23 protein-coding genes and 1 tRNA gene are annotated in these 19,578 nt (G+C 64.8%); 16 read left to right on the forward strand and 8 right to left on the reverse strand.

Annotated features, from left to right (window positions below; genetic code table 11):
* Positions 1 to 82: 82 nt before the first annotated feature.
* Positions 83 to 652, reverse strand: coding sequence for a thymidine kinase (locus LZ585_RS05005; RefSeq protein ID WP_234855323.1), 570 nt, complete (start codon positions 650 to 652; stop codon positions 83 to 85).
* A 127-nt stretch (positions 653 to 779) separates the two neighbouring features.
* Positions 780 to 2,018, reverse strand: coding sequence for a DEAD/DEAH box helicase (locus LZ585_RS05010; protein ID WP_234855759.1), 1,239 nt, complete (start codon positions 2,016 to 2,018; stop codon positions 780 to 782).
* A 778-nt stretch (positions 2,019 to 2,796) separates the two neighbouring features.
* On the opposite strand from LZ585_RS05010, the gene LZ585_RS14855 reads away from it, so the two are divergent.
* Positions 2,797 to 2,919 carry a hypothetical protein gene (locus tag LZ585_RS14855; protein ID WP_256445650.1) on the forward strand — a complete coding sequence of 41 codons (123 nt, stop codon included), beginning with the start codon at positions 2,797 to 2,799 and terminating at the stop codon, positions 2,917 to 2,919.
* Here LZ585_RS14855 and dtd read toward each other — a convergent pair.
* Positions 2,916 to 3,365 (reverse strand): D-aminoacyl-tRNA deacylase, encoded by a 450-nt coding sequence (gene dtd, locus LZ585_RS05015; protein ID WP_234855324.1) that lies wholly within the window; start codon positions 3,363 to 3,365, stop codon positions 2,916 to 2,918. The genes LZ585_RS14855 and dtd overlap by 4 nt on opposite strands.
* Complete coding sequence (locus LZ585_RS05020; RefSeq protein ID WP_234855325.1) at positions 3,365 to 3,589, reverse strand: hypothetical protein; 225 nt, start codon at positions 3,587 to 3,589, stop codon at positions 3,365 to 3,367. Before LZ585_RS05020 ends, dtd begins: the two co-directional genes overlap by 1 nt.
* Before the next feature lie 111 nt (positions 3,590 to 3,700).
* Between LZ585_RS05020 and LZ585_RS05025 the strand changes: the two genes are divergently transcribed.
* The 5 genes from LZ585_RS05025 to dusA all read left to right on the forward strand — a co-directional run bounded on the left by LZ585_RS05025 (position 3,701) and on the right by dusA (position 7,588).
* The gene (locus LZ585_RS05025; protein WP_234855326.1) at positions 3,701 to 3,952 is read left to right on the forward strand and encodes a DUF2312 domain-containing protein; all 252 of its coding nucleotides are present in this window, start codon (positions 3,701 to 3,703) and stop codon (positions 3,950 to 3,952) included.
* Between the two features lie 156 nt (positions 3,953 to 4,108).
* The gene (locus LZ585_RS05030; RefSeq protein ID WP_234855327.1) at positions 4,109 to 5,989 is read left to right on the forward strand and encodes a DEAD/DEAH box helicase; all 1,881 of its coding nucleotides are present in this window, start codon (positions 4,109 to 4,111) and stop codon (positions 5,987 to 5,989) included.
* 129 nt (positions 5,990 to 6,118) lie between these two features.
* Positions 6,119 to 6,445, forward strand: coding sequence for an HU family DNA-binding protein (locus tag LZ585_RS05035; RefSeq protein ID WP_256445651.1), 327 nt, complete (start codon positions 6,119 to 6,121; stop codon positions 6,443 to 6,445).
* A gap of 56 nt (positions 6,446 to 6,501) precedes the next feature.
* Positions 6,502 to 6,576: transfer RNA gene (locus LZ585_RS05040), tRNA-Val, on the forward strand.
* Positions 6,577 to 6,601: 25 nt separating this feature from the next.
* The gene (gene dusA, locus LZ585_RS05045; RefSeq protein ID WP_234855329.1) at positions 6,602 to 7,588 is read left to right on the forward strand and encodes a tRNA dihydrouridine(20/20a) synthase DusA; all 987 of its coding nucleotides are present in this window, start codon (positions 6,602 to 6,604) and stop codon (positions 7,586 to 7,588) included.
* Between the two features lie 60 nt (positions 7,589 to 7,648).
* Here the strand turns inward: dusA and mazG are convergent, their stop codons facing one another.
* Positions 7,649 to 8,467, reverse strand: coding sequence for a nucleoside triphosphate pyrophosphohydrolase (mazG, locus tag LZ585_RS05050; protein WP_234855330.1), 819 nt, complete (start codon positions 8,465 to 8,467; stop codon positions 7,649 to 7,651).
* 61 nt (positions 8,468 to 8,528) lie between these two features.
* On the opposite strand from mazG, the gene LZ585_RS05055 reads away from it, so the two are divergent.
* The 10 genes from LZ585_RS05055 (at position 8,529) to LZ585_RS05100 (ending at position 15,917) form a co-directional block, all read left to right on the forward strand.
* Complete coding sequence (locus LZ585_RS05055; RefSeq protein WP_234855331.1) at positions 8,529 to 9,695, forward strand: M20 aminoacylase family protein; 1,167 nt, start codon at positions 8,529 to 8,531, stop codon at positions 9,693 to 9,695.
* Positions 9,696 to 9,817: 122 nt separating this feature from the next.
* Positions 9,818 to 10,153, forward strand: coding sequence for a preprotein translocase subunit YajC (gene yajC / locus LZ585_RS05060; RefSeq protein ID WP_234855332.1), 336 nt, complete (start codon positions 9,818 to 9,820; stop codon positions 10,151 to 10,153).
* 36 nt (positions 10,154 to 10,189) lie between these two features.
* Positions 10,190 to 11,854, forward strand: a complete 1,665-nt coding sequence (secD, locus tag LZ585_RS05065; RefSeq protein ID WP_234855333.1) for a protein translocase subunit SecD — start codon at positions 10,190 to 10,192, stop codon at positions 11,852 to 11,854.
* A 10-nt stretch (positions 11,855 to 11,864) separates the two neighbouring features.
* A complete protein-coding gene (gene secF / locus LZ585_RS05070; protein WP_234855334.1) occupies positions 11,865 to 12,845 on the forward strand; it encodes a protein translocase subunit SecF in 981 nt (326 codons plus the stop codon).
* Complete coding sequence (locus tag LZ585_RS05075) at positions 12,845 to 13,198, forward strand: Mth938-like domain-containing protein (RefSeq protein WP_234855335.1); 354 nt, start codon at positions 12,845 to 12,847, stop codon at positions 13,196 to 13,198. Before secF ends, LZ585_RS05075 begins: the two co-directional genes overlap by 1 nt.
* A complete protein-coding gene (gene ccmA, locus LZ585_RS05080; protein ID WP_234855336.1) occupies positions 13,195 to 13,821 on the forward strand; it encodes a heme ABC exporter ATP-binding protein CcmA in 627 nt (208 codons plus the stop codon). The genes LZ585_RS05075 and ccmA overlap by 4 nt, the downstream gene beginning before the upstream one ends.
* Positions 13,818 to 14,474, forward strand: a complete 657-nt coding sequence (gene ccmB, locus LZ585_RS05085) for a heme exporter protein CcmB (protein ID WP_234855337.1) — start codon at positions 13,818 to 13,820, stop codon at positions 14,472 to 14,474. Before ccmA ends, ccmB begins: the two co-directional genes overlap by 4 nt.
* Before the next feature lie 42 nt (positions 14,475 to 14,516).
* Entirely contained in the window at positions 14,517 to 15,242 is a 726-nt protein-coding gene (locus tag LZ585_RS05090) for a heme ABC transporter permease (protein ID WP_234855338.1), read from the forward strand.
* Positions 15,239 to 15,382 (forward strand): heme exporter protein CcmD, encoded by a 144-nt coding sequence (gene ccmD, locus LZ585_RS05095; RefSeq protein ID WP_234855339.1) that lies wholly within the window; start codon positions 15,239 to 15,241, stop codon positions 15,380 to 15,382. Before LZ585_RS05090 ends, ccmD begins: the two co-directional genes overlap by 4 nt.
* On the forward strand, positions 15,375 to 15,917 hold the full coding sequence (locus tag LZ585_RS05100) for a DsbE family thiol:disulfide interchange protein (RefSeq protein ID WP_234855340.1): 543 nt from the start codon (positions 15,375 to 15,377) through the stop codon (positions 15,915 to 15,917). The genes ccmD and LZ585_RS05100 overlap by 8 nt, the downstream gene beginning before the upstream one ends.
* Before the next feature lie 35 nt (positions 15,918 to 15,952).
* Here the strand turns inward: LZ585_RS05100 and LZ585_RS05105 are convergent, their stop codons facing one another.
* Genes LZ585_RS05105 through LZ585_RS05115 form a run of 3 tightly spaced genes read right to left on the reverse strand, consistent with a single transcriptional unit; the run spans position 15,953 to position 19,543 of the window.
* Positions 15,953 to 16,300 (reverse strand): DUF2934 domain-containing protein, encoded by a 348-nt coding sequence (locus LZ585_RS05105; RefSeq protein WP_234855341.1) that lies wholly within the window; start codon positions 16,298 to 16,300, stop codon positions 15,953 to 15,955.
* A gap of 20 nt (positions 16,301 to 16,320) precedes the next feature.
* On the reverse strand, positions 16,321 to 18,396 hold the full coding sequence (glgX, locus tag LZ585_RS05110) for a glycogen debranching protein GlgX (RefSeq protein WP_234855342.1): 2,076 nt from the start codon (positions 18,394 to 18,396) through the stop codon (positions 16,321 to 16,323).
* A 13-nt stretch (positions 18,397 to 18,409) separates the two neighbouring features.
* On the reverse strand, positions 18,410 to 19,543 hold the full coding sequence (locus tag LZ585_RS05115; RefSeq protein ID WP_234855343.1) for a sugar phosphate nucleotidyltransferase: 1,134 nt from the start codon (positions 19,541 to 19,543) through the stop codon (positions 18,410 to 18,412).
* Positions 19,544 to 19,578: the final 35 nt, after the last annotated feature.

Genomic DNA, 19,578 nt, shown 5'->3' on the forward strand with positions numbered 1-19,578 from the left:
CTTTGCCTGTTTGGGGCCGATGGTTACAGCAAGGCCAGGGCTGTCGCAACGCGGGCGATACAGCTTCCAATAGAATTGATGCTCAGTTGCCCGTGGCCTCGCGCCAGTGGCGGCGGCACAGGGACACATAGGTCTCGTTGCCTCCGACCTGGACCTGCGCGCCCTCGGTGATCGCGCGGCCTCCTTCGTCGCGGCGGATCACCATGGTGGCCTTGCGCCCGCAATGGCAGATGGTGCGGACTTCGCGCAGATCGTCGGCCAAGGCCAGAAGGGCTGCCGATCCAGGAAACAGCTCGCCCCGAAAATCGACACGCAGGCCATAGCACATGACGGGGATATGCAGGTCGTCGGCCACGCGCGCCAGCTGCCAGACCTGGGCCGGAGTCAGAAACTGCGCCTCGTCCACAAAGACGCAAGCGCAGCCCGGGCGGTCCCCGATCAACGCGGCCATGTCGGTTTCCGCGTCGAAGGTCAGCGCATCGTCCCCGATGCCGATGCGGCTGGCAATGCGGCCCCGGCCCGCGCGGCTGTCCAGGGCGGCGGTCAGCAACAGCGTGTCCATCCCCCGTTCGCGATAGTTATAGGACGCTTGCAACAGCAGCGTGCTTTTGCCCGCGTTCATTGTCGAATAATGGAAATACAGCTTGGCCATGCCGCCAGATAACGCCGGACCCGGACGGCATCAAGGCTTGCGAACAAGCCGCCGGGCGCGAACCCGGCGGCTTCTTCTTCATTCAAATATCCCACAGGGGGTCCGGGGGACGTGAAGTCCCCCGGCCTCAGGCCATACGGCTTTTCGGCTGACGCGAGGGGCGGCGGGCCGGACGCTTGTTTGCGCCCGCACCCATCGGCTTGCCCATGCCCGAACCACGACCGCCCTGCGGACGGGCCGAAGGGATCGGACCCACCGGAACCTCACCGCCGATCACCGGAATCGCGGCTTTCATGGCCTTCTCGATGGCGCGCAGTTCGCCAACCTCGGCAGGCGCGCACAATGCCACGGCGCGGCCATCGCGGCCCGCGCGCGCGGTGCGCCCGATCCGGTGGACATAGTTTTCCGGCACGTTCGGCAGGTCATAGTTATAGACATGCGCGACCTCGGGAATATCCAGACCGCGCGCGGCCACGTCGGTTGCGACCAGCACCCGCGTCTGCCCCTTGCGGAAGGCGTCAAGCGCGCGTTCCCGTTGGCCCTGGCTTTTGTTGCCATGGATCGCGGCCACGGCAAAGCCCCATTTCTCCAGCAGCTTGGCCAGCTTCTCGCACCCATGCTTGGTGCGGCCAAAGACCATGGCCAGTTCATCCGTGTGCTTGGACAGGTATTCCGCCAGCAGGGTTGCCTTGTCGCCCTGGCCCACGAAATGCACGCCTTGCTCGATCTGCTTGGCCGCCTGCCCCGGAGGGTTCACGGCTACCCGGACCGGGTCGGTCAGATAGGTATCCGACAGTTCCGACATCAGCTTCGGCATGGTGGCCGAGAACATCAGCGTCTGGCGTTCCTTGGGCAGCATCCGGGCGATCTTGCGCAGGGTATGGATGAACCCGATGTCCAGCATCTGGTCGGCCTCGTCCAGCACCAGATAGGTGGTGGCCTCGAGGCTGATCGCGCGGCGCTCGATCAGGTCCATCAGACGGCCCGGGGTGGCAATCAGCACATCGACGCCACGCGACAGACGCTCGGTCTGGGTGTTGATGGATGCGCCGCCGACGACGCGGAACGACCGGATCGGCGTGCCTTCGGCATAGGCGTCGATATTGGTGGCGATCTGGGTCGCCAGTTCGCGGGTTGGCGCCAGGATCAGCGCGCGGCAGGTCTTGGGGTCGGGCTTCTTGCCGAAATTGATCAGCCGGGTCAGCATCGGCAGACCGAAAGCCGCCGTCTTGCCGGTGCCGGTCTGCGCCAGTCCCAGAACGTCGCGTCCCTGAACGATCGCGGGGATCGCCTGGTCCTGGATCGGGGTGGGCTTGGTCAGTCCGATGGCGGCGATATTGGCGTTGATGCGGTGGTCGATGCCCATGTCCGCAAAGGGACCAGTGGGCAGCGGTTCGCGCGCGGGCGCCCGACGGCCTTCGTTCGCGTCGAAATGGGGCGCGGTGCGGGGCTTCGGTTTGTGGCCGCGTGCGGGGCGGCGGGTATTGTTGTCCATCAAAGGCTTTCGTGCCCCGTCCCCCGTATCGGACGCAAGGCAATGGCCGCGACCAATGCGCGGCGTTCAGCAGGGATGCGGGCGCGATACGAGGATGCCCGCAAGCCTCCCCGCGTGAATGGGAAACTGGAATGAGGTGCCGGACCCTTGGGCGTAAAACGCGGCTGCTCACGCGGCAGCAGGCATCGGCTGGACCCCACATGGGGCGGTTTGACGTGAAAGTCAAGTCGTACCGGCAGGCCTGCCAATTTGTTAACGATGTTTAACAATGGCAGTGGCAAGGCTTTTCCGCCAATGGCACGATGTGCAGACAAAGCCGCTTTGACTTTGTTCCAGTTTACGTTTTTCAGGAGTGTGGGTCATGGCGACCGTCAAGGCATATTACGGCATCGACAGCCAGATGCTCGATCTCAACTTCTATTCCCGCCATTTTTTGAGGATTTCTTCTACGAGGACATCGACTTCAGGTATGAAGGCCGAACGTATCAAGACATCTATTCTATCAACGGATGGGACTTGCAGAACGACCTTGTGATTTCGGTCTTGGGCAGGGGCTTCGGCTTCAATTCGTGGGGCACGGTTATCCAGGGAACCGTGACCGCAATAACGGAAGAAATCTATGACGGTGCCATGATCTGGATCGCCAAGGATGTGTCCGTCTCCGCAGGGTGGCGTTCTGGTCCAGGGCAACACGAATGGCAACAAGACCACCGATTTCGAGATCTGGGTGGACGATGCGACGCGACTGGGCGCCACCGATTTCCTGCTCTAGGCGCGGTCGGCCGTGTCCAGCCAGATCGTCACCGGCCCGTCATTGACCAGCCGCACCGTCATGTCGGCGCCAAAGCGGCCGGTTTCGACCGTGACCCCCTGCGCGGCCAGGCTGACGGCGAAGCGCTCGTAAAGCCGCTGCCCGTCGTCCGGTGCGGCAGCGGATGAAAAGCCGGGGCGGTTGCCGGTGCGGGTGTCGGCCGCCAGGGTGAACTGGCTGACGACCAGGGCGCCGCCGCCCATGTCCAGCAGGGATCGGTTCATGCGGCCCCCGTCGTCGCGGAAGATGCGCAGCTTGGCCACGCGCAGGGCCAGCCGGTCGGCGCCGTCCTCGTCATCCCCTGCCATGGCGCAGACCAGCACCAGCAGGCCCGGACCGGTCTGCCCGACGACGGCGCCGTCCACCTCGACCGAGGCTTCCGTCACGCGTTGGACCAGGGCGCGCATCAGCCCAGCACGATCCCGGTGATGACCAGCAACAGCCCGATCATCGACAGCGCCAGGGCACCCATGTTGACCGCCAGCACGGGCCGCATCCGGTCGCGCAGCGCGGAGTCGTCCAGGCCCGCCCGGCGCGCCCGCGCCACTGCCAGGATGCACCAGATCAGCGCCGCAACCCCCCCCAGCGTCAGCACGGCGCCACCCCAGATCAACCCGTCAAAGACCGTCATCGGATCACCCCGCCAATATCAGTCCCGCGCCCTAGCGGCGATTGCGCCTCCCGGCAAGACCGCCTAACAGATGCCGCCAAGAACGGGCAGGATCAAGCGGAAGGACACCCCATGATGGACGATCAGGCATACAGCGTCGCGGCCGATGAGCTGCGCCAGTTCATCGAACAATTCGAGCAGCTGGAGGCGGAAAAGAAGGACATCACCGAACGCCAGAAGGAAGTGATGGGAGAGGCGAAGGCCCGTGGCTATGACACCAAGGTGATGAAAAAGATCGTTGCCCTGCGCAAGCGCGACCGCGACGACATCGCCGAGGAAGAAGCGATCCTGGAAATGTACAAGCAGGCCCTCGGCATGGGCTAAAGGCCACGCACGGCCTTTATTCCTTTGACTTTTGCCCCCGGTCTGTCTAGAAGCGCCCTTTCGGCTTCGGATTTCCGGGGCGGCGGGCTTGGGAGATGTCTGTCGCAAGGATCGCGGTGCCTTCACGGGTGTCCGCACCCCCATTCTGGCGAAGACATGACAAGCAACACAATAGCCGCGCCCTTGGCTGCGGCCCTGGCAGCCAAGGGCTATGCCAGCCTTACCTCGGTTCAGCAGGCGGTTCTGGAAAGCGATGCCGATGGCCGCGACCTGCTGGTGTCGGCCCAGACCGGGTCGGGCAAGACCGTGGCATTCGGACTGGCCATTGCGCCGCAACTGCTGGACGGCGACGCGCTGCCCGACGCCTCTGCGCCGCTGGGCCTGGCCATCGCGCCGACCCGAGAGCTTGCCTTGCAGGTCGCCGCGGAACTGTCCTGGCTTTACGCCGATGCGGGCGCCCGCATTGCCACCTGCGTCGGCGGCATGGATTACCGGGGCGAACGCCGTGCCTTGGAACGGGGCGCCCATATCGTCGTGGGCACCCCCGGCCGCCTGCGCGACCACATCGAACGCGGGTCGCTGGACCTGACCGCCCTGCGCGTCGCCGTTCTTGACGAGGCGGACGAGATGCTGGATCTGGGTTTCCGCGAGGATCTGGAATTCATCCTGCAGTCCGCGCCCGAGGAACGGCGCACGCTGATGTTTTCGGCCACCGTGCCGCCCGCGATCGAACAACTGGCCCGCACATTCCAGGACGATGCCCTGCGCATCATGGCCCAAGGCGAATCGCGCCAGCACGTCGATATCGAATACCGCGCCTTCACCGTTGCCGCACGCGACCGCGAGCCCGCGATCTTCAACCTCCTGCGCCTGCACGAGGCGCAAACCGCGATCATCTTCTGCAAGACGCGGGCCAACGTGAACCACCTTCTGGCCCGCATGGCCAATCGCGGCTTCAAGGCTGTCGCGCTGTCCGGGGAACTGAGCCAGCAGGAACGCACCCATGCCTTGCAGGCGTTGCGCGACGGGCGGGCGCAGGTCTGCGTGGCGACTGACGTGGCCGCGCGCGGCATCGACCTGCCGGGGCTGGAACTGGTGATCCATGCCGACCTGCCCACCAATTCGGACACGATGCTGCATCGGTCGGGCCGGACCGGCCGGGCAGGGGCCAAGGGCGTGTCGGCCCTGATCGTGACGCCCGCCGACCTGCGCAAGGCACAAATGCTGCTGAAGCGCGCACGCGTGGACGCCGAATGGGGACCGGCGCCGTCCGCCGACGAGGTTCGTGCGCAGGACGACACCCGGATGCTGGATCATCCTGCCCTGAAGGAAGGGGCCGAGGATGATGCCGCGATGGCCCAGATGCTGCTGGACCGCTTCGGTGCCCCCCGGCTGGCCCAGGCCTTTATCCATCTGTGGCGCGAAGGCCGCCCCGCGCCCGAGGAACTGACGGTGCTGCATCAAGGCAGCAATACCCCTGCCGCTGCACGCGAACGCCCGCCGTTCGGCGAATCCGTCTGGTTCTCGCTGTCGGTCGGACATACGGGCCGGGCCGAGGCCCGCTGGCTTCTGCCCAAGATCTGTGATGGCGGCGGCATCACCCGCGACGCTATCGGCGCCATCCGCGTGCGCGGGGACGAAAGCTTCGTCCAGATCGCCGTGGCGCAGGCAGGCCAGTTCGGCAAGACGATGGAGCTTGAGCCGGGCCTGACCATGCGCCGCCTGGATGGCGAACCCGATCTTGACCGCGCTCCCCGCGCGGCCGATCCGCGCCCCGCCCGCCGCAAGCCCGAGGGCGACTGGAAGAAGCCGCCCCAGGCCGAGGCGCCAGCCGATCCGGCAGTCAAGCCCCGCAAGGCCCGCTGGACCCCCGAGGATCGTGCTGCAAAGGGCGGCAAGCCACCGCGCGCGGCCGGATCCTTTGACAAGCCCGGCGGGTTCCGGTCGGGTGCATCCAAGCCCGGTGCAGCTAAGGATCGCGGCGCAAAATTCGCCGCCCCCAAGAAGGGCGGCAAGCCGCGCAAGGGCGACCACTGACGGCTGCGCGGCATCCCCGGCTTGGGGGTGCCTTCGCGCAACCTGCGGTAGAAGTTAACGAATAATGTTGACCTTGGGTCAAACAAGTCTCACGCTGGACCTCGTATTCCCGTTTTGGTGGAGTGTGTGATGATTAAGCGTGTTTTCCCCCCCGGCAAGGACTCGGGAACGGTTCCTCGCAACCCGCAGCCTGCGCATGTTCTTCAGAAAAAGGATTTCGTGGACCGTGTGGTCGCCGCCAGCGGGGCAAAGAAGGCCGACGCCCGCCCCATCATCGAGGCGACGCTGGCCCAGCTTGGCAAGGCCCTGTCTGCGGGCGAGACGCTGGCCGTCCCGCCCCTGGGCCGCGCCCGCGTGAACTTGGAGCGTGACCAGCGGGGTGGCGAAATCATCACCCTGCGCCTGCGCCGCCGCCCGTCCAGCATCCGGCAGTCCGTCCACCCCTCGGGCGAGTGAAATCGGCCGATTCGCCCTTGCGATCACCCTGTGCCCCTGCTAGATGCTGCGCCCACGGGTGATTAGCTCAGCGGTAGAGCGCTTCGTTCACATCGAAGATGTCAGCGGTTCAAATCCGTTATCACCCACCACCTTTTCCTTTTGCGCGTTCGTCAGATGATGAAAACCTTTGTCACGGACGCAGCGACCTTGTCCGTTGCACCGATGATGGACTGGACGGACCGGCATTGCCGCGTCTTTCACCGGCTCATGTCCCACCGGGCCTTGCTTTATACAGAAATGGTCACGGCACCCGCCATCGTTCATGGCGACCGGCCCCGGCTGCTGGATTACGACGCCGCCGAACATCCGGTGGCCCTTCAACTGGGTGGTTCGGATCCGGCGGAACTGGCGCAGGCCGCGCGGATCGCAGGCAACTGGGGCTATGACGAGATCAACCTGAACGTCGGCTGCCCCAGCGACCGGGTGCAATCGGGCTGCTTCGGCGCGGTCCTGATGAAGACGCCTGACCTGGTCGCCGATTGCGTGGCGCGGATGATGGACGTCAGCCCAGTCGAAGTTACGGTGAAATGCCGCATCGGCGTGGATGATCAGGTGCCCGATGATGTGCTGCCCGCCTTTCTGGACAGCGTGCGCGGGGCGGGCGTGCGGCGCATCGCAATCCACGCGCGCAAGGCTTGGCTGCAGGGGCTGAGCCCCAGGGAAAACCGCGACATTCCGCCGCTGGATTATTCCCTGGTCCACCGGATGAAGCAGGAATTCCCCGCCTTGCACCTGTCGGTCAACGGCGGGATCGGTAGCTTCGACGCAGTCCGCGATCACTTGCGGCTCATGGACGGGGTGATGGTGGGCCGCGCGGCCTATCACCAGCCTTGGAACATCCTGGGCGGGGCAGACGGTCTGTGGGGCGACACCCCTCCCTTCGACAAGCCTGAACAGGTCGCCCAGGCAATGCGCCCTTATATCGCCCGGCATCTGGCGGCAGGCGGGCGGCTGCATCAGGTCACGCGGCATATGCTGGGGCTGTTCCACGGGATGCCGGGGGCGCGGGGCTGGAAACGCACCTTGTCCGAAGGCGCCTCGAAGGGCGGGATCGAGGTTTATGACGCGGCCCTGCGCCAGGTCACGCAACTGGCAGCCTGATCTTCTTCACCAAAATATCCTGGGGTGAGGCCCCGGCACGGGGCCGAGGGGCAAAGCCCCTTACTCTGCCGCCTTTTCGGCCGCCTTCGCCTGATCCCACAGCCGGTCCATCTCGGCCAGGTCGCTATCCTCTGGGCGGCGTCCCTGGTCGGCCAAGGCCGCCTCGATGGCCTCGAACCTCCGGGTGAATTTCGAATTCGCCCGGCGCAGCGCCTGTTCCGGGTCGATCTTCAGATGCCGCGCCAGGTTCGCCATCACGAACAAAAGGTCGCCGAATTCTTCCTCGCGCGCGTCGGGGCCAAGGCTGTCGCGTGCTTCGACCAGCTCGGCGGTTTCCTCGGCGATCTTGTCCAGAACCTCGGCGGGACCGGGCCAGTCGAAGCCCACGCGGGCGGCACGGTTCTGCAGCTTCACGGCACGGGTCAGCGCGGGCAGGCCCATCGCCACGCCGTCAAGCGTGCCCGCTTCGGCCTTGCCTGCCCGTTCGATGGCCTTGATCGCTTCCCAGTCCTTGACCTGCTGTTCGGCGGACTTGTCGCGGTTCTCGGTGCCGAAGACATGGGGGTGGCGAAAGACCAGCTTGTCGGAAATTGCCGCCGCGCAGTCGGCGAAATCGAACATTCCGGCCTCGTCCGCCATCTGCGCGTGAAAGACCACCTGCAACAGCAGGTCGCCCAGTTCGCCCGGCAATTCGGTCCAGGCCTGCCGGTCAATGGCATCCGCGACCTCGTGCGCTTCCTCGATCGTGTAGGGCGCGATGGATGCGAAATCCTGTTCGACATCCCAGGGGCAGCCGGTTCGGGGGTCGCGCAATTGCGCCATGATGTCGATCAGGCGGGCGATCTCGGCGCTGGCGTCGCGGCGCGTGTCTTCGGTCATTGCGATTTCCCCTCGCTTCTGTCCTGATGGGCCATTGCCACAGCCAAGGTCGTTAGTCCACATGCCCGTCGTGAACCGCATTGCCGAATTTTCCGACGACATGATCCAGTGGCGGCGTCACCTGCACCAGCATCCCGAACTGGGCTTCGAATGCTATAAGACCGCCGCCTTCGTGGCCGAACGGTTGCGCGAGTTCGGGGTTGACGAAATCCACGACGGGATCGGCGAGTCCGGCCTTGTCGCCATTATCGAGGGACAGGGTCCGGGGCCGACCATCGGCCTGCGCGCGGACATGGACGCCCTGCCGATGGACGAGGCAACCGGCCTTGACTACGCCTCGACCGTTCCGGGGCGGATGCACGCCTGCGGCCATGACGGGCATACGACCATGCTGCTGGGCGCCGCGCGATACCTGGCTGAAACCCGCAATTTCGCGGGACGCGTCGCGCTGATCTTCCAACCGGCCGAGGAAAACGGCGGGGGCGGCCAGGCGATGGTCCAGGACGGGATGATGGACCGGTTTGCCATCACCAATGTCTTTGCGATGCACAACACCCCCGGCCTGCCCGTGGGCATGATGACCACCACGCCCGGACCGATCATGGCGGCGGTGGATACGTTCGAAATCCACGTCCAGGGCCGGGGCGGGCATGGCGCGATGCCGCATCTGACCGCCGACCCCGTCGTGGCCGCCGTGGCCGTGGTGAACGCGATCCAGACGATTTCCAGCCGCAACCATTACGCCCTGGACGACCTTGCCCTGTCGGTCACGCAAATCCACACGGGCAGCGCCGACAACATCGTTCCCGACGGCGCCTATGTCTGCGGCACGGTGCGGACCTTTGCGCCCCATGTGCGCGACATGGTGCGCCGCCGCATGGCGCAGATCTGCGACGGGCAGGGCGCGGCCTATGACGTGACGATCCGGCTGGATTACGTCGAAGGCTATCCGGCCACCGTCAACGACCCCGGCCAGACCGCCTTTGCCGTGGGGGTCGCCCAGGAAATCTTGGGACATGACAATGTCCTGGGCGATGGCGGGCGGGAAATGGGGGCCGAGGATTTCAGCTATATGCTGAACGAACGGCCCGGCTGCTATCTGTTCATCGGACAGGGCGACACGGCGGGCGTCCATCACCCGGCTTATGATTTCAACGACGAAATCTCTCCGGTCGGGGCAAGCTTCCTTGCGCGCCTTGTCGAGCGCGCGCAGCCCTTGTCGCGCTGACGTTCACGATCCTGTTCGTCGCGGGCCACGCGCCCGGCCTTCCTTGCCAAGCCCGGGCCGCGGCGATAGGTTGCGCGCCAATCCGGGCGGGTTCGACCGCCATGACAGCCGAAAGGATAGCCATGCTCGTATCCCCCGCCTATGCCCAGGCCGCCGCAGGCGGTGCAAGCCCCACCGCAGCCTTTGCGCAGTTCATCCCGCTGATCCTGATCTTTGCGATCATGTATTTCCTGATGATCCGCCCGCAGCAAAAGCGCGTCAAGCAGCACCGCGAAATGGTCGCGGCTGTGAAAAAGGGCGATCAGGTCGTCACCTCGGGCGGCATCATCGGCAAGGTCGCATCCGTCCGCGACGAGGAACTGGAGGTCGAGATCGCGACCGGCGTCCGCGTCCGCGTGGTGCGCAGCACGGTGTCCCAGGTCTTGAACAAGACCGAACCCGTCGCTGCGAACGCCTGACGCTTTTCGTATTACCATTCAAGGGCTTCGGCAAAGATGCTTCAGATCGACCGTTGGAAACGCATCCTGATCGTCGGGCTTTGCGTCCTGGGCATCGGCTTTGCCGTGCCAAACCTGTTCTATCAACGGGTCGAGTCCCATAACGACGCCCTGGCCGAGATCGAGCGCAACGGCGTCGAGACGCCCGAGCTTGCCGCCGCCCGCGATGCCTGGCCCGGCTGGCTGCCCAGTTCCGTCGTGGCGCTTGGCCTGGATCTGCGCGGCGGCGCCCATCTTCTGGGAGAGGTGCGCGTGGCCGAGGTTCACAAGGCGCGCATGGACGCGCTGTGGCCCGAACTGCGCCGCGCCCTGGCTGACGAACGCGCGACCCTGGGCGCAATCCGCCGCCTGCCGTCCCCCGAAGGCACCCTGAAGATCGAGGTCGAGAACGCCGATGGGATCGCCCGCGCCACCGAAATCGTGCGCGGCTTTTCCACGCCCGTCACCACCCTGACCGGCGCGGGCCAGCAAAGCTTGGCGATCCAGCAACAGGGCAACACGATCACCATCCAGTTGTCGGACGCCGAAAAGGCCGTGACCGACGACCGCACCGTCCAGCAAAGCGTCGAAATCATCCGGCGCCGCGTGGACGAGGTCGGCACACGCGAACCGACCATTGTCCGCCAGGGCGCCGACCGCATCCTGATCCAGGTGCCGGGCATCGGCTCGGCCGAGGAACTCAAGGCGCTGATCGGCACCACGGCCAAGCTGACCTTCAATTCGGTCGTCGCCACCGGCACCGATCCGCAGGCGCGGCCGGGCGTGGGCCAGGTCATCCTGCCCTCTGCCGATCAGGAAGGCATCTATTACACGCTGGAAGAAAGCCCCGTCGTAACCGGCGAGGAATTGACCAATGCGATGCCGGGAACGGATCCGAACGGCCAGCCCGCCGTTGATTTTACCTTCAACCCGACCGGCGCGCGCAAGTTCGGCGCCTATACGGCGGCCAATATCGGCCAGCCCTTTGCAATCGTCCTGGACAACCAGGTGATCTCGGCCCCGGTGATCCGGTCGGCCATTCCGGGCGGAACCGGCCAAATCTCGGGATCCATGGATTTCGAGGGCGCGAACCAGTTGGCCGTGCTGCTGCGTGCCGGCGCGCTGCCCGCGCAACTGGATTTCCTGGAAGAACGCACCATCGGCCCGGAACTGGGCCAGGACAGCATCGACGCGGGCCGCCTGTCGTCGGTCATCGCTACGGCGGCGGTGGTCGCCTATATGATCGCCAGCTATGGGCTGTTCGGGGCCTTTGCCTCGGTGTCAGTGGTCCTGAACGTGGTCCTGATCCTGTCGATTATGTCGATCATGGGAGCCACGCTGACCTTGCCGGGCATCGCCGGGATCGTACTGACGGTGGGCACGGCGGTGGATGCCAACGTCATCATCTATGAACGCATCCGTGAGGAATTGCGTGCGGGCAAACGCGTGGCCAAGGCCATCAGCGACGGCTTCGACGAGGCGATGAGCGCGATCATCGACGCGAACGTCACGTCCTTCATCGCGGCGGCAGTGATGTTCTTCCTGGGTTCTGGCCCGGTCAAGGGCTTTGCCGTGACGCTGACCATCGGGCTTGTCACCTCGGTCTTCACCGCCATCTTCCTGACGCGGCTGATGATCATCTGGTGGCTGGAATGGCGCAAGCCCAAAGAACTGATCCTGTAAGGGGACCGATATGGCATTCCGTCTGAAACTTGTCCCTGACAACACCAATATCAACTTCTTCCGCTGGCAATTTCTGACCTTCGGCGCGTCGATGGCAGCGATGGTGGCATCGGTCATCCTGATCTTCACGATGGGGCTGAACTTCGGCATCGACTTCAAGGGCGGCACCACCATCCGCACCGAAAGCCCCACCGCCTTCGAGGTTGGCGATTACCGCGAAGCCCTTGACGACCTGGGCTTCAGCGACCTTGCCATCACTGAGGTGTTCGATCCCAGCTTCGGCAGCGATCGCCATGTCGCCATGATCCGCATCGGCACCACGGACGAGACCGGCTCTGTCAGCCCCGAGCAGTTGAACCAGATCGAGGCTGCGCTGCACGAGGTCGATCCGCAGATTACCTTTGCATCCGTCGAATCTGTCGGTCCGAAGGTGTCGGGCGAATTGATAAAGACGGCCTTCTATGCGGTGGGGGCCGCCTGCCTGGGCATCATGGCCTATATCTGGCTGCGCTTCGAATGGCAGTTTTCGGTCGGGGCCGTCGTTTCGCTGATCCATGACGTGCTGCTGACGGTCGGGCTGTTCTCGCTGTTTCAGTTGAAGTTCGACCTGACGACCATTGCCGCGCTTCTGACGACCTTGGGCTTTTCCTGCAACGACACGGTCGTGGTCTTTGACCGGCTGCGGGAAAACTTGATGAAGTACAAGACGCGGCCTTTGATCGACCTGATGAACCAGACGACTAACGAAACGCTGTCGCGCACTATCATGACCGCCGTCACCACCGGTATCGCCCTGACCGCGATGCTGATCTTTGGCGGCGACGTGATCCGCGACTTTGTAATCGCCATGCTGTTCGGGGTGATCGTCGGCTGTTATTCCACGATCTATGTCGCAAAGAATATTGTGCTGTGGCTGGGCGTCAAGCGCGACTGGTCCAAGAAGGATCCGAAGCTGGCGGCGTCCCCGTTCGAAAACGCGGAACGTTCCTGATGAAGCTGACGCCCACCGATTTTGGCGGGGCGATGGCTGTGGACAGCTATGGCCCAGGCTTTTTCCGGGTTGGCAGGACGGTGTATCACGGTCCCGTTCTGGTTACGGCAACAAGCGCCGGGGCCTGGGGCGGACTGGATGATCGCACCGCGCTGATGGCCCTGGCGGGGCAGGTGGACGTCTTGTTCCTGGGCATGGGGGCGGATGTCGCCCATGCCCCCGCCGATCTGATCGCCGCCCTGCACAAGGCAGGGATTGCCGTCGAACCCATGGCCTCGCCCACTGCCGCGCGCTCCTATAATGTCACGCTGTCCGAGGGTCGGCGCGTCGCCTGCGCCTTGCTGCCCCTGTGACATTGCTGTCCGTCCATGACCTTGCCGTCTCGCGCGGGGGATTGCGGACAGTGGAAGGAGTGTCCTTTACCTTGGTCGCAGGGCAGGCGCTGATCCTGCGCGGGCCGAACGGCATCGGCAAGACGACGCTGCTGCGCACGGTCGCGGGCCTGCAGCCCCCGGTGACGGGCCGGATCGAGATGCCCGATGACGCTGTCGCCTATGCCGCCCATGCCGACGGCCTGAAAGGCGCGCTGACCGTGACCGAGAATCTGGTCTTTTGGGCGCAGGTCTTTGGCGGCGGCGATGTGATCGGCGCAATGGATGCCATGGACCTTGCCGCCCTGACCGACCGTCCTGCCGCGGCCCTGTCGGCAGGGCAGAAGCGGCGTCTGGGCCTTGCGCGCCTGCTGGTTTCACGCCGTCCGCTGTGGGTGCTGGACGAACCGACCGTGTCGCTGGATGCGGCATCCGTCGCGCGCTTTGCCGATGTGGTGCGTGCCCATCTGGATCAGGGCGGGGCGGCGCTGATCGCCACCCATATCGATCTGGGATTGGAAGCGCAGGTGCTGGACCTGACGCCGTACCGCGCGAAAGCTGACAGCGCCGCTCGTCCCGCGGGCTTCAACGAGGCTTTCGCATGATTGCCCTGCTGCGGCGCGACCTGTCGCTTGCGGTGCGCGCGGGGGGCGGGTTCGGCCTTGGCGTCGCCTTCTTCCTGATCCTTTGCACGCTTGTCCCCTTTGGCGTCGGCCCGGACACCAGCGCGCTGCAACCCATCGCGCCGGGCATCCTGTGGCTGGGTGCGCTGCTGGCCTGCCTTCTGTCTCTGGACCGCGTCTTCGCGCTGGATTACGAGGATGGCAGCCTGGACCTGCTGGCGACATCCCCCCTGCCGCTGGAAGGGGCGGTGGCGGTCAAGGCGCTTGCGCACTGGGTCACCACCGGGCTGCCGTTGATCCTGGCCGCGCCCCTGTTCGGCATCCTGCTGCACCTGCCCCCTGCCGCCATCCTGCCGCTGCTGGCGTCGCTGGCTCTGGGCACGCCCGCGCTGTCGATGCTGGGCGCTTTCGGGGCGGCCGTCACGGTGGGATTGCGGCGCGGGGGGCTACTTTTGTCGTTGCTGGTGCTGCCGCTTTATATCCCGACACTGATCTTCGGGACCGAGATGATCCGGCGCGGGCAAGAGGGCGGCGACATGGGACCGCCGCTGCTGTTTCTGGCGGGCATCACGGCGGGCGTGCTGGCCGTGATACCTTTTGCCGCAGCCGCCGCGCTGCGGGTCAATCTGCGGTGAACCGGCTTGAGCCGGAACGGCGCGGGCGCTAGGGGATTAGTCATGTCGATCTGGGAATACGCCAACCCCGTCAAGTTCATGCGCACCTCGGGCGCGATCCTGCCATGGGTTGTCGCAGGGGCTGCGGTCTGCACTGTCACGGGGCTGATCTGGGGCTTCCTCACGCCCGAGGATTTCCGCCAGGGATCGACAGTCAAGATCGTCTTCCTGCACGTTCCCGCCGCGATGATGGCGATCAACATCTGGGTCATGATGCTGGTGGCGTCGCTGATCTGGCTGATCCGCCGCCATCATGTCAGCGCGCTTGCCGCCAAGGCCTCAGCCCCCATCGGTGCGGTGATGACGCTGATCGGGCTGATCACCGGGGCGGTCTGGGGCCAGCCGATGTGGGGCACCTGGTGGGAATGGGATCCGCGGCTGACCAGTTTCCTGATCCTGCTCTTGTTCTATATCGGCTATATCGCGCTGTGGTCCGCCATCGACGATCCCGACAGCGCCGCCGACCTGACCGCCGTCCTGTGCCTGGTCGGGTCGGTCTTTGCCCTGTTGTCGCGCTATGCCGTGTTTTTCTGGAATCAGGGCCTGCACCAGGGTGCCAGCCTGTCTGTCCAGCCGGGCGAAAGGATGAGCGCGGTTTACCGATACCCGCTGTATCTGACGATGCTGGGCTTTGGCCTGCTGTTCCTGTCGCTGCTGCTGATCCGCACCCGCACCGAAATCCGCAAGCGTCGGCTGGCCGCGCTGCAAGCAAGGGAAATGCGCGCATGATCGAGTTGGGTAAATATGCGGGCGCGGTCATGGGTGCCTATGGCTTGTCGCTCGGCCTGCTGGGCGGGCTGATCTGGCATACGCTGGCCGCCAATGCCCGCGCGCGGCGCGCCTTGGAAAGGCAGGAAAACCGTGGCTAGGATTTCACCGCTTGTCGCCGTTCCGCCCTTGGCTTTCGCCGCTTTGGCCGGAATGTTCCTGTGGGGCATGGGGCGTGACGATCCTAACACGCTGCCCTCGGCCATGGTGGGGCGTCAGGCGCCCGCCGTTCCCCTGACGACGCTGCCCGGAAAGACCCAACTGACAGACGAGATGCTGCGCCAGCCGGGGGTAAAGCTTGTAAATTTCTGGGCCAGCTGGTGCCCGCCTTGCCGCGCCGAACATCCGACGCTGACCGATCTGGCCCGGCGGATGCCGGTCTATGGCGTCGATCTGCGCGACAACGATGCCAATGCCCTGGCCTTCTTGGATCAGGATGGCGATCCCTATGCCGCCATCTCCACCGACCCCAAGGGGCGGGCTGCCATCGACTGGGGCGTCACCGCCCCGCCGGAAACCTTTATTGTCGATGGGGACGGGACGATCCTTTACCGCTTTGCCGGTCCCCTGGTCCGAGAGGATTACACCGGACGCTTCCTGCCGGAACTGGAAAAAGCCCTGGCAGCCGAGGATTAGGCCCACCCCCGAAAGTGGGAGGGCACAAAGCGCCCTTACGGCCCGTCGTTCAGATAAGGCGTCGAAGCCGAGGCTGCCGTTTTTGCCGACTTCCGGGTCTTCTTCGGTGTCTTGCCTGCCATGGCCTCTGCTGCGCCCGGCTGGCTTTGGTTCTTCCGAGTACTCTTGCCTGCCTGCCCGCTGCTGCCGCTTTCCTGCCCGCTTCCCGGCTGAACGCCGCTGGATTGATCGCCTCCGCCAGTCTGGTCGCCTTCGCCCGTCTGGCTGTTCAATTCCTGTTCGGCCTGGGACCAATGATCGGCATCCCGGCCTTCGGGGCGGCCCTCGCTTTCCCAAATTTCATGGGCGCGTTGCTTGATCCGTTCCTGATGGTCGTGGTCCATGTCGTCCTCCTTGATTTTGGTTATGCCTGCGTCTGTGGGGCGCGCATAAAGGCCATGACTGTCTGCCAGGACACCGCCACCGTGCCGCTGACCAGTGTATCCTGCGCCACCCCTTCGGTCGAGGTGTCGATGCGCAGGGTCCAATCCCCCTTGGGCAGGGCGAATTCCGCATCCTCGCCCGCATTGACCAGGATCAGCAGGTCCGGCCCGTCGGGAAGGGCCTGGTGCAGGGCAAGGCAGCGCAGTTCGCCGTCCTGCCAGTCGCCGTCCTCCATCGCGCCGCCGCGTGGATGAAGCCATGTGATGGCCGGCTGACGGGCCTGGGCGTCATCGGGTGCCGCGCCAAAGCGGGATTGCGACAACGGCACCTCGCGCCGGAATGCGGCCAGGGCCTGCACGGCGGTCATGATATCCTGGTTCGCCTTGGGCCATTCCAGCCAGCTGATCGCATTGTCCTGGCAATAGGCGTTGTTGTTGCCGTCCTGGGTATTGCCGAAATCGTCGCCCGCCAGGATCATCGGCACCCCTTGGCTGAGCATCACCGTCGCCAGCATCGCGCGCACCCGCCGGATGCGTGCGGCGATTATGCCCGGTTCGTCCGTCGCGCCCTCGGCCCCCAGATTGTCGGACAGGTTGTGGTCGTGGCCGTCGCGGTTGTCTTCTCCATTCGCATCATTGTGCTTGTCGTTGAAGCTGACCGTGTCCCACAGGGTAAAGCCGTCATGGGCCGCGACGAAATTCACGCTGGATGTCGCGGGGCGGTGGCTGTGGTTGAACTGCACCGGCGATCCTGCCAGCCGTTCGGAAAAGGCAGGCAACAGCCCCGGATCGCGGCGCCAGAAGGCGCGGGTGTCGTCGCGGAACTTGTCGTTCCATTCGCGGAATGGCCAGCGGTATCCGCCGACCTGGTATCCGCCTTCGCCGATGTCCCAAGGTTCGGCGATCAGCTTGGCGCTGGACAGGATCGGATCCTGGCGGATGGCGTTGAAGAACGACCCGTCGCGTTCGAACCCTTGCAATTCACGCCCCAGGGTCGATGCCAGGTCGAAGCGGAAGCCATCGACGTGCATCGCCTCGACCCAGTAACGCAACGAATCCATGATCATGCGCAGGACCATTGGATGCGCGACGTTCAGGGTGTTGCCGGTGCCGGTGGTGTCGAAGCTGTGGCGGGGGTTGTCGGGCGACAGCAGGTAATAGGACGCGTTGTCGATGCCCCGGAACGACATCGTCTGGCCCAGTTCGTTGCCTTCGGCGGTGTGGTTGAAGACCACGTCCAGGATCACCTCGATCCCCGCCTTGTGCAGCCTGCGGATCGCCTCCTTCACCTCGCGGATCTGGCCGGATTTCAGATAAGGGGCGTGGGGCGCGAAGAACGACAGGGTGGAATAGCCCCAGTAATTCGACAAACCCTTTTCACCCAGGAAGCGGTCATTGGCAAAGGCGTGGATCGGCAGCAGTTCGATCGCGGTGACGCCGATCTTGTGCAGATGTTCGATCACCGCATCGCTGCCCAGGCCGCGAAAGGTGCCGCGATCTGGTTCGGGAACATCGGGGTGCAGTTGCGTCAGGCCCTTCACATGGGCTTCATAGATAAAGCTGCTTTGCCAGGGCGTGCGGATGGCGCGGTCAGTATCCCAGTCGAACTTGGCATCCACCACGACTGCCTTGGGCATGAAGGGCGCGCTGTCTCGGGTGTCGAAGCTCAGGTCATCCTCGCCCACCTGATAGCCGTGCAGCGCATCGTCCCATTCGATCTGCCCGCGCAATTCGCGGGCATAAGGGTCCAGAAGCAACTTGTTCCGGTTGAAGCGGTGGCCTTGTTCCGGCTCGTACGGACCATGGACGCGATAGCCGTACACCTGGCCCGGCCCTATGCCGGGAAGATAGCCGAACCAGATCCCGCCTTCCATGTCGGGCAATTCCAGGCGGTGCAGTTCCTGTTTGCCGGTGTCGTCGAACAGGCACAGTTCGACTTTGGTGGCATGGTCCGAAAACAGGGCGAAATTCGTCCCTTCGCCCAGGAACTCGGCGCCCAGGATGTCGGGACGTGTGACGGACAGATCAAAGGCGGGTGTGTCTTTCAAATCGCGCATTGCGTTCCCCCGGTCATGCGACATCTTGGGGCCGCAGCGCATGGCGCGCCCCGGCGGGCAGGGTCATCGGCACGCGGATCGCGTCCCGCCGGTCCAGCATCGCCTGGGTGATCAGAAGGGTGTCCTTGTCCCGGCGGAACCAGCGGGAATCCTCGTCTGGATCCTCGCCCGCGACCAGACCGGAAGGTACTTGGGTGCCAGGGGCCACAAGGCAGCCCGTCAACCGGGCCGAGCCTGGGACAAGCGCGCCCGGCATCGCCACGCTGCCCCGTCCCAGATACCATTCGGACAAGGTGGACATACGCGGCAACCGGGCAGGCTGCTGGCCCACGAAATCCAAATGGGACAGGCGCAAGGCATCCAGCGTGCCGACATCGCGCCAATAAACATGGCCCGACGGTCCCGCAGGCAGGCGATGGGCCGCGGCAATCCCCTGGGCCACCGCCACGGGAATGACATCGTGCCCGAAATCCATGGGCTTGATGTCGCCACTGAACAGGGCATCCCTCAGCCAGTCGGTCTTGAACACATAGACGCCCATGGACACCATGGCGCTATCCGGCTCGCCGGGGATGGCGGGGGGATGTGCGGGCTTTTCCAGGAAGGACAGGATGCGGCCGCCGTCATCGGCCTGCATCACGCCAAAGCCGCCGGCCTGATCCAGAGGAACGACGTCCACGGCCACCGTTACCGCCGCGCCTGATGCACGATGCGCCGCGATCAGCGGACCGTAGTCCATATCGTAAACGTGGTCGGCTGCCAGAACCAGAACCTGTTCCGAACCCCAGTCCGCGATCTGCTGCCAGTTGTGGCGCACCGCGTCGGCAGTTCCAAGATAGCAGTTGCCCCCGTCGCACAGCACCATGCCGCCTTGCGGAAAGTGGCCCTCCCACCGGGCGGGCAGATGGTCGTGCAGGGTGGCGGGCGCGTATTGGGTGGCGACCAGCATCCTGTCCAACCCCGACCGGACGATGTTCGCCATTGCGAAATCCACGATTCGGTTGCGGCCTGCGAAATGCACGGCAGGCTTGCTTTCGGCGGCGGTCAGTTCGTGCAGGCGGCTGCCTTGGCCGCCCGCCAGCAGGACGGTCGCAACCCCTTGATCCCAGGGGGTAATAATGGACGAACGGGAATGCGTTGCTGACACCGTACAAACCTTTGTTTTGGAAAATAAGCGCCCGA

The organism is Paracoccus everestensis, from assembly GCF_021491915.1.
Taxonomy (GTDB): domain Bacteria; phylum Pseudomonadota; class Alphaproteobacteria; order Rhodobacterales; family Rhodobacteraceae; genus Paracoccus; species Paracoccus everestensis.

Coding starts and splice junctions, on each gene's coding strand:
- LZ585_RS05005 (WP_234855323.1), bottom strand. CDS start 652: ATGGCCAAGCTGTATTTCCATTATTCGACAATGAACGCGGGCAAAAGC.
- LZ585_RS05010 (WP_234855759.1), bottom strand. CDS start 2,018: ATGGGCATCGACCACCGCATCAACGCCAATATCGCCGCCATCGGACTG.
- LZ585_RS14855 (WP_256445650.1), top strand. CDS start 2,797: ATGTGTCCGTCTCCGCAGGGTGGCGTTCTGGTCCAGGGCAACACGAAT.
- dtd (WP_234855324.1), bottom strand. CDS start 3,365: ATGCGCGCCCTGGTCCAACGCGTGACGGAAGCCTCGGTCGAGGTGGAC.
- LZ585_RS05020 (WP_234855325.1), bottom strand. CDS start 3,589: ATGACGGTCTTTGACGGGTTGATCTGGGGTGGCGCCGTGCTGACGCTG.
- LZ585_RS05025 (WP_234855326.1), top strand. CDS start 3,701: ATGATGGACGATCAGGCATACAGCGTCGCGGCCGATGAGCTGCGCCAG.
- LZ585_RS05030 (WP_234855327.1), top strand. CDS start 4,109: ATGACAAGCAACACAATAGCCGCGCCCTTGGCTGCGGCCCTGGCAGCC.
- LZ585_RS05035 (WP_256445651.1), top strand. CDS start 6,119: ATGATTAAGCGTGTTTTCCCCCCCGGCAAGGACTCGGGAACGGTTCCT.
- dusA (WP_234855329.1), top strand. CDS start 6,602: ATGATGAAAACCTTTGTCACGGACGCAGCGACCTTGTCCGTTGCACCG.
- mazG (WP_234855330.1), bottom strand. CDS start 8,467: ATGACCGAAGACACGCGCCGCGACGCCAGCGCCGAGATCGCCCGCCTG.
- LZ585_RS05055 (WP_234855331.1), top strand. CDS start 8,529: ATGCCCGTCGTGAACCGCATTGCCGAATTTTCCGACGACATGATCCAG.
- yajC (WP_234855332.1), top strand. CDS start 9,818: ATGCTCGTATCCCCCGCCTATGCCCAGGCCGCCGCAGGCGGTGCAAGC.
- secD (WP_234855333.1), top strand. CDS start 10,190: ATGCTTCAGATCGACCGTTGGAAACGCATCCTGATCGTCGGGCTTTGC.
- secF (WP_234855334.1), top strand. CDS start 11,865: ATGGCATTCCGTCTGAAACTTGTCCCTGACAACACCAATATCAACTTC.
- LZ585_RS05075 (WP_234855335.1), top strand. CDS start 12,845: ATGAAGCTGACGCCCACCGATTTTGGCGGGGCGATGGCTGTGGACAGC.
- ccmB (WP_234855337.1), top strand. CDS start 13,818: ATGATTGCCCTGCTGCGGCGCGACCTGTCGCTTGCGGTGCGCGCGGGG.
- LZ585_RS05090 (WP_234855338.1), top strand. CDS start 14,517: ATGTCGATCTGGGAATACGCCAACCCCGTCAAGTTCATGCGCACCTCG.
- ccmD (WP_234855339.1), top strand. CDS start 15,239: ATGATCGAGTTGGGTAAATATGCGGGCGCGGTCATGGGTGCCTATGGC.
- LZ585_RS05105 (WP_234855341.1), bottom strand. CDS start 16,300: ATGGACCACGACCATCAGGAACGGATCAAGCAACGCGCCCATGAAATT.
- glgX (WP_234855342.1), bottom strand. CDS start 18,396: ATGCGCGATTTGAAAGACACACCCGCCTTTGATCTGTCCGTCACACGT.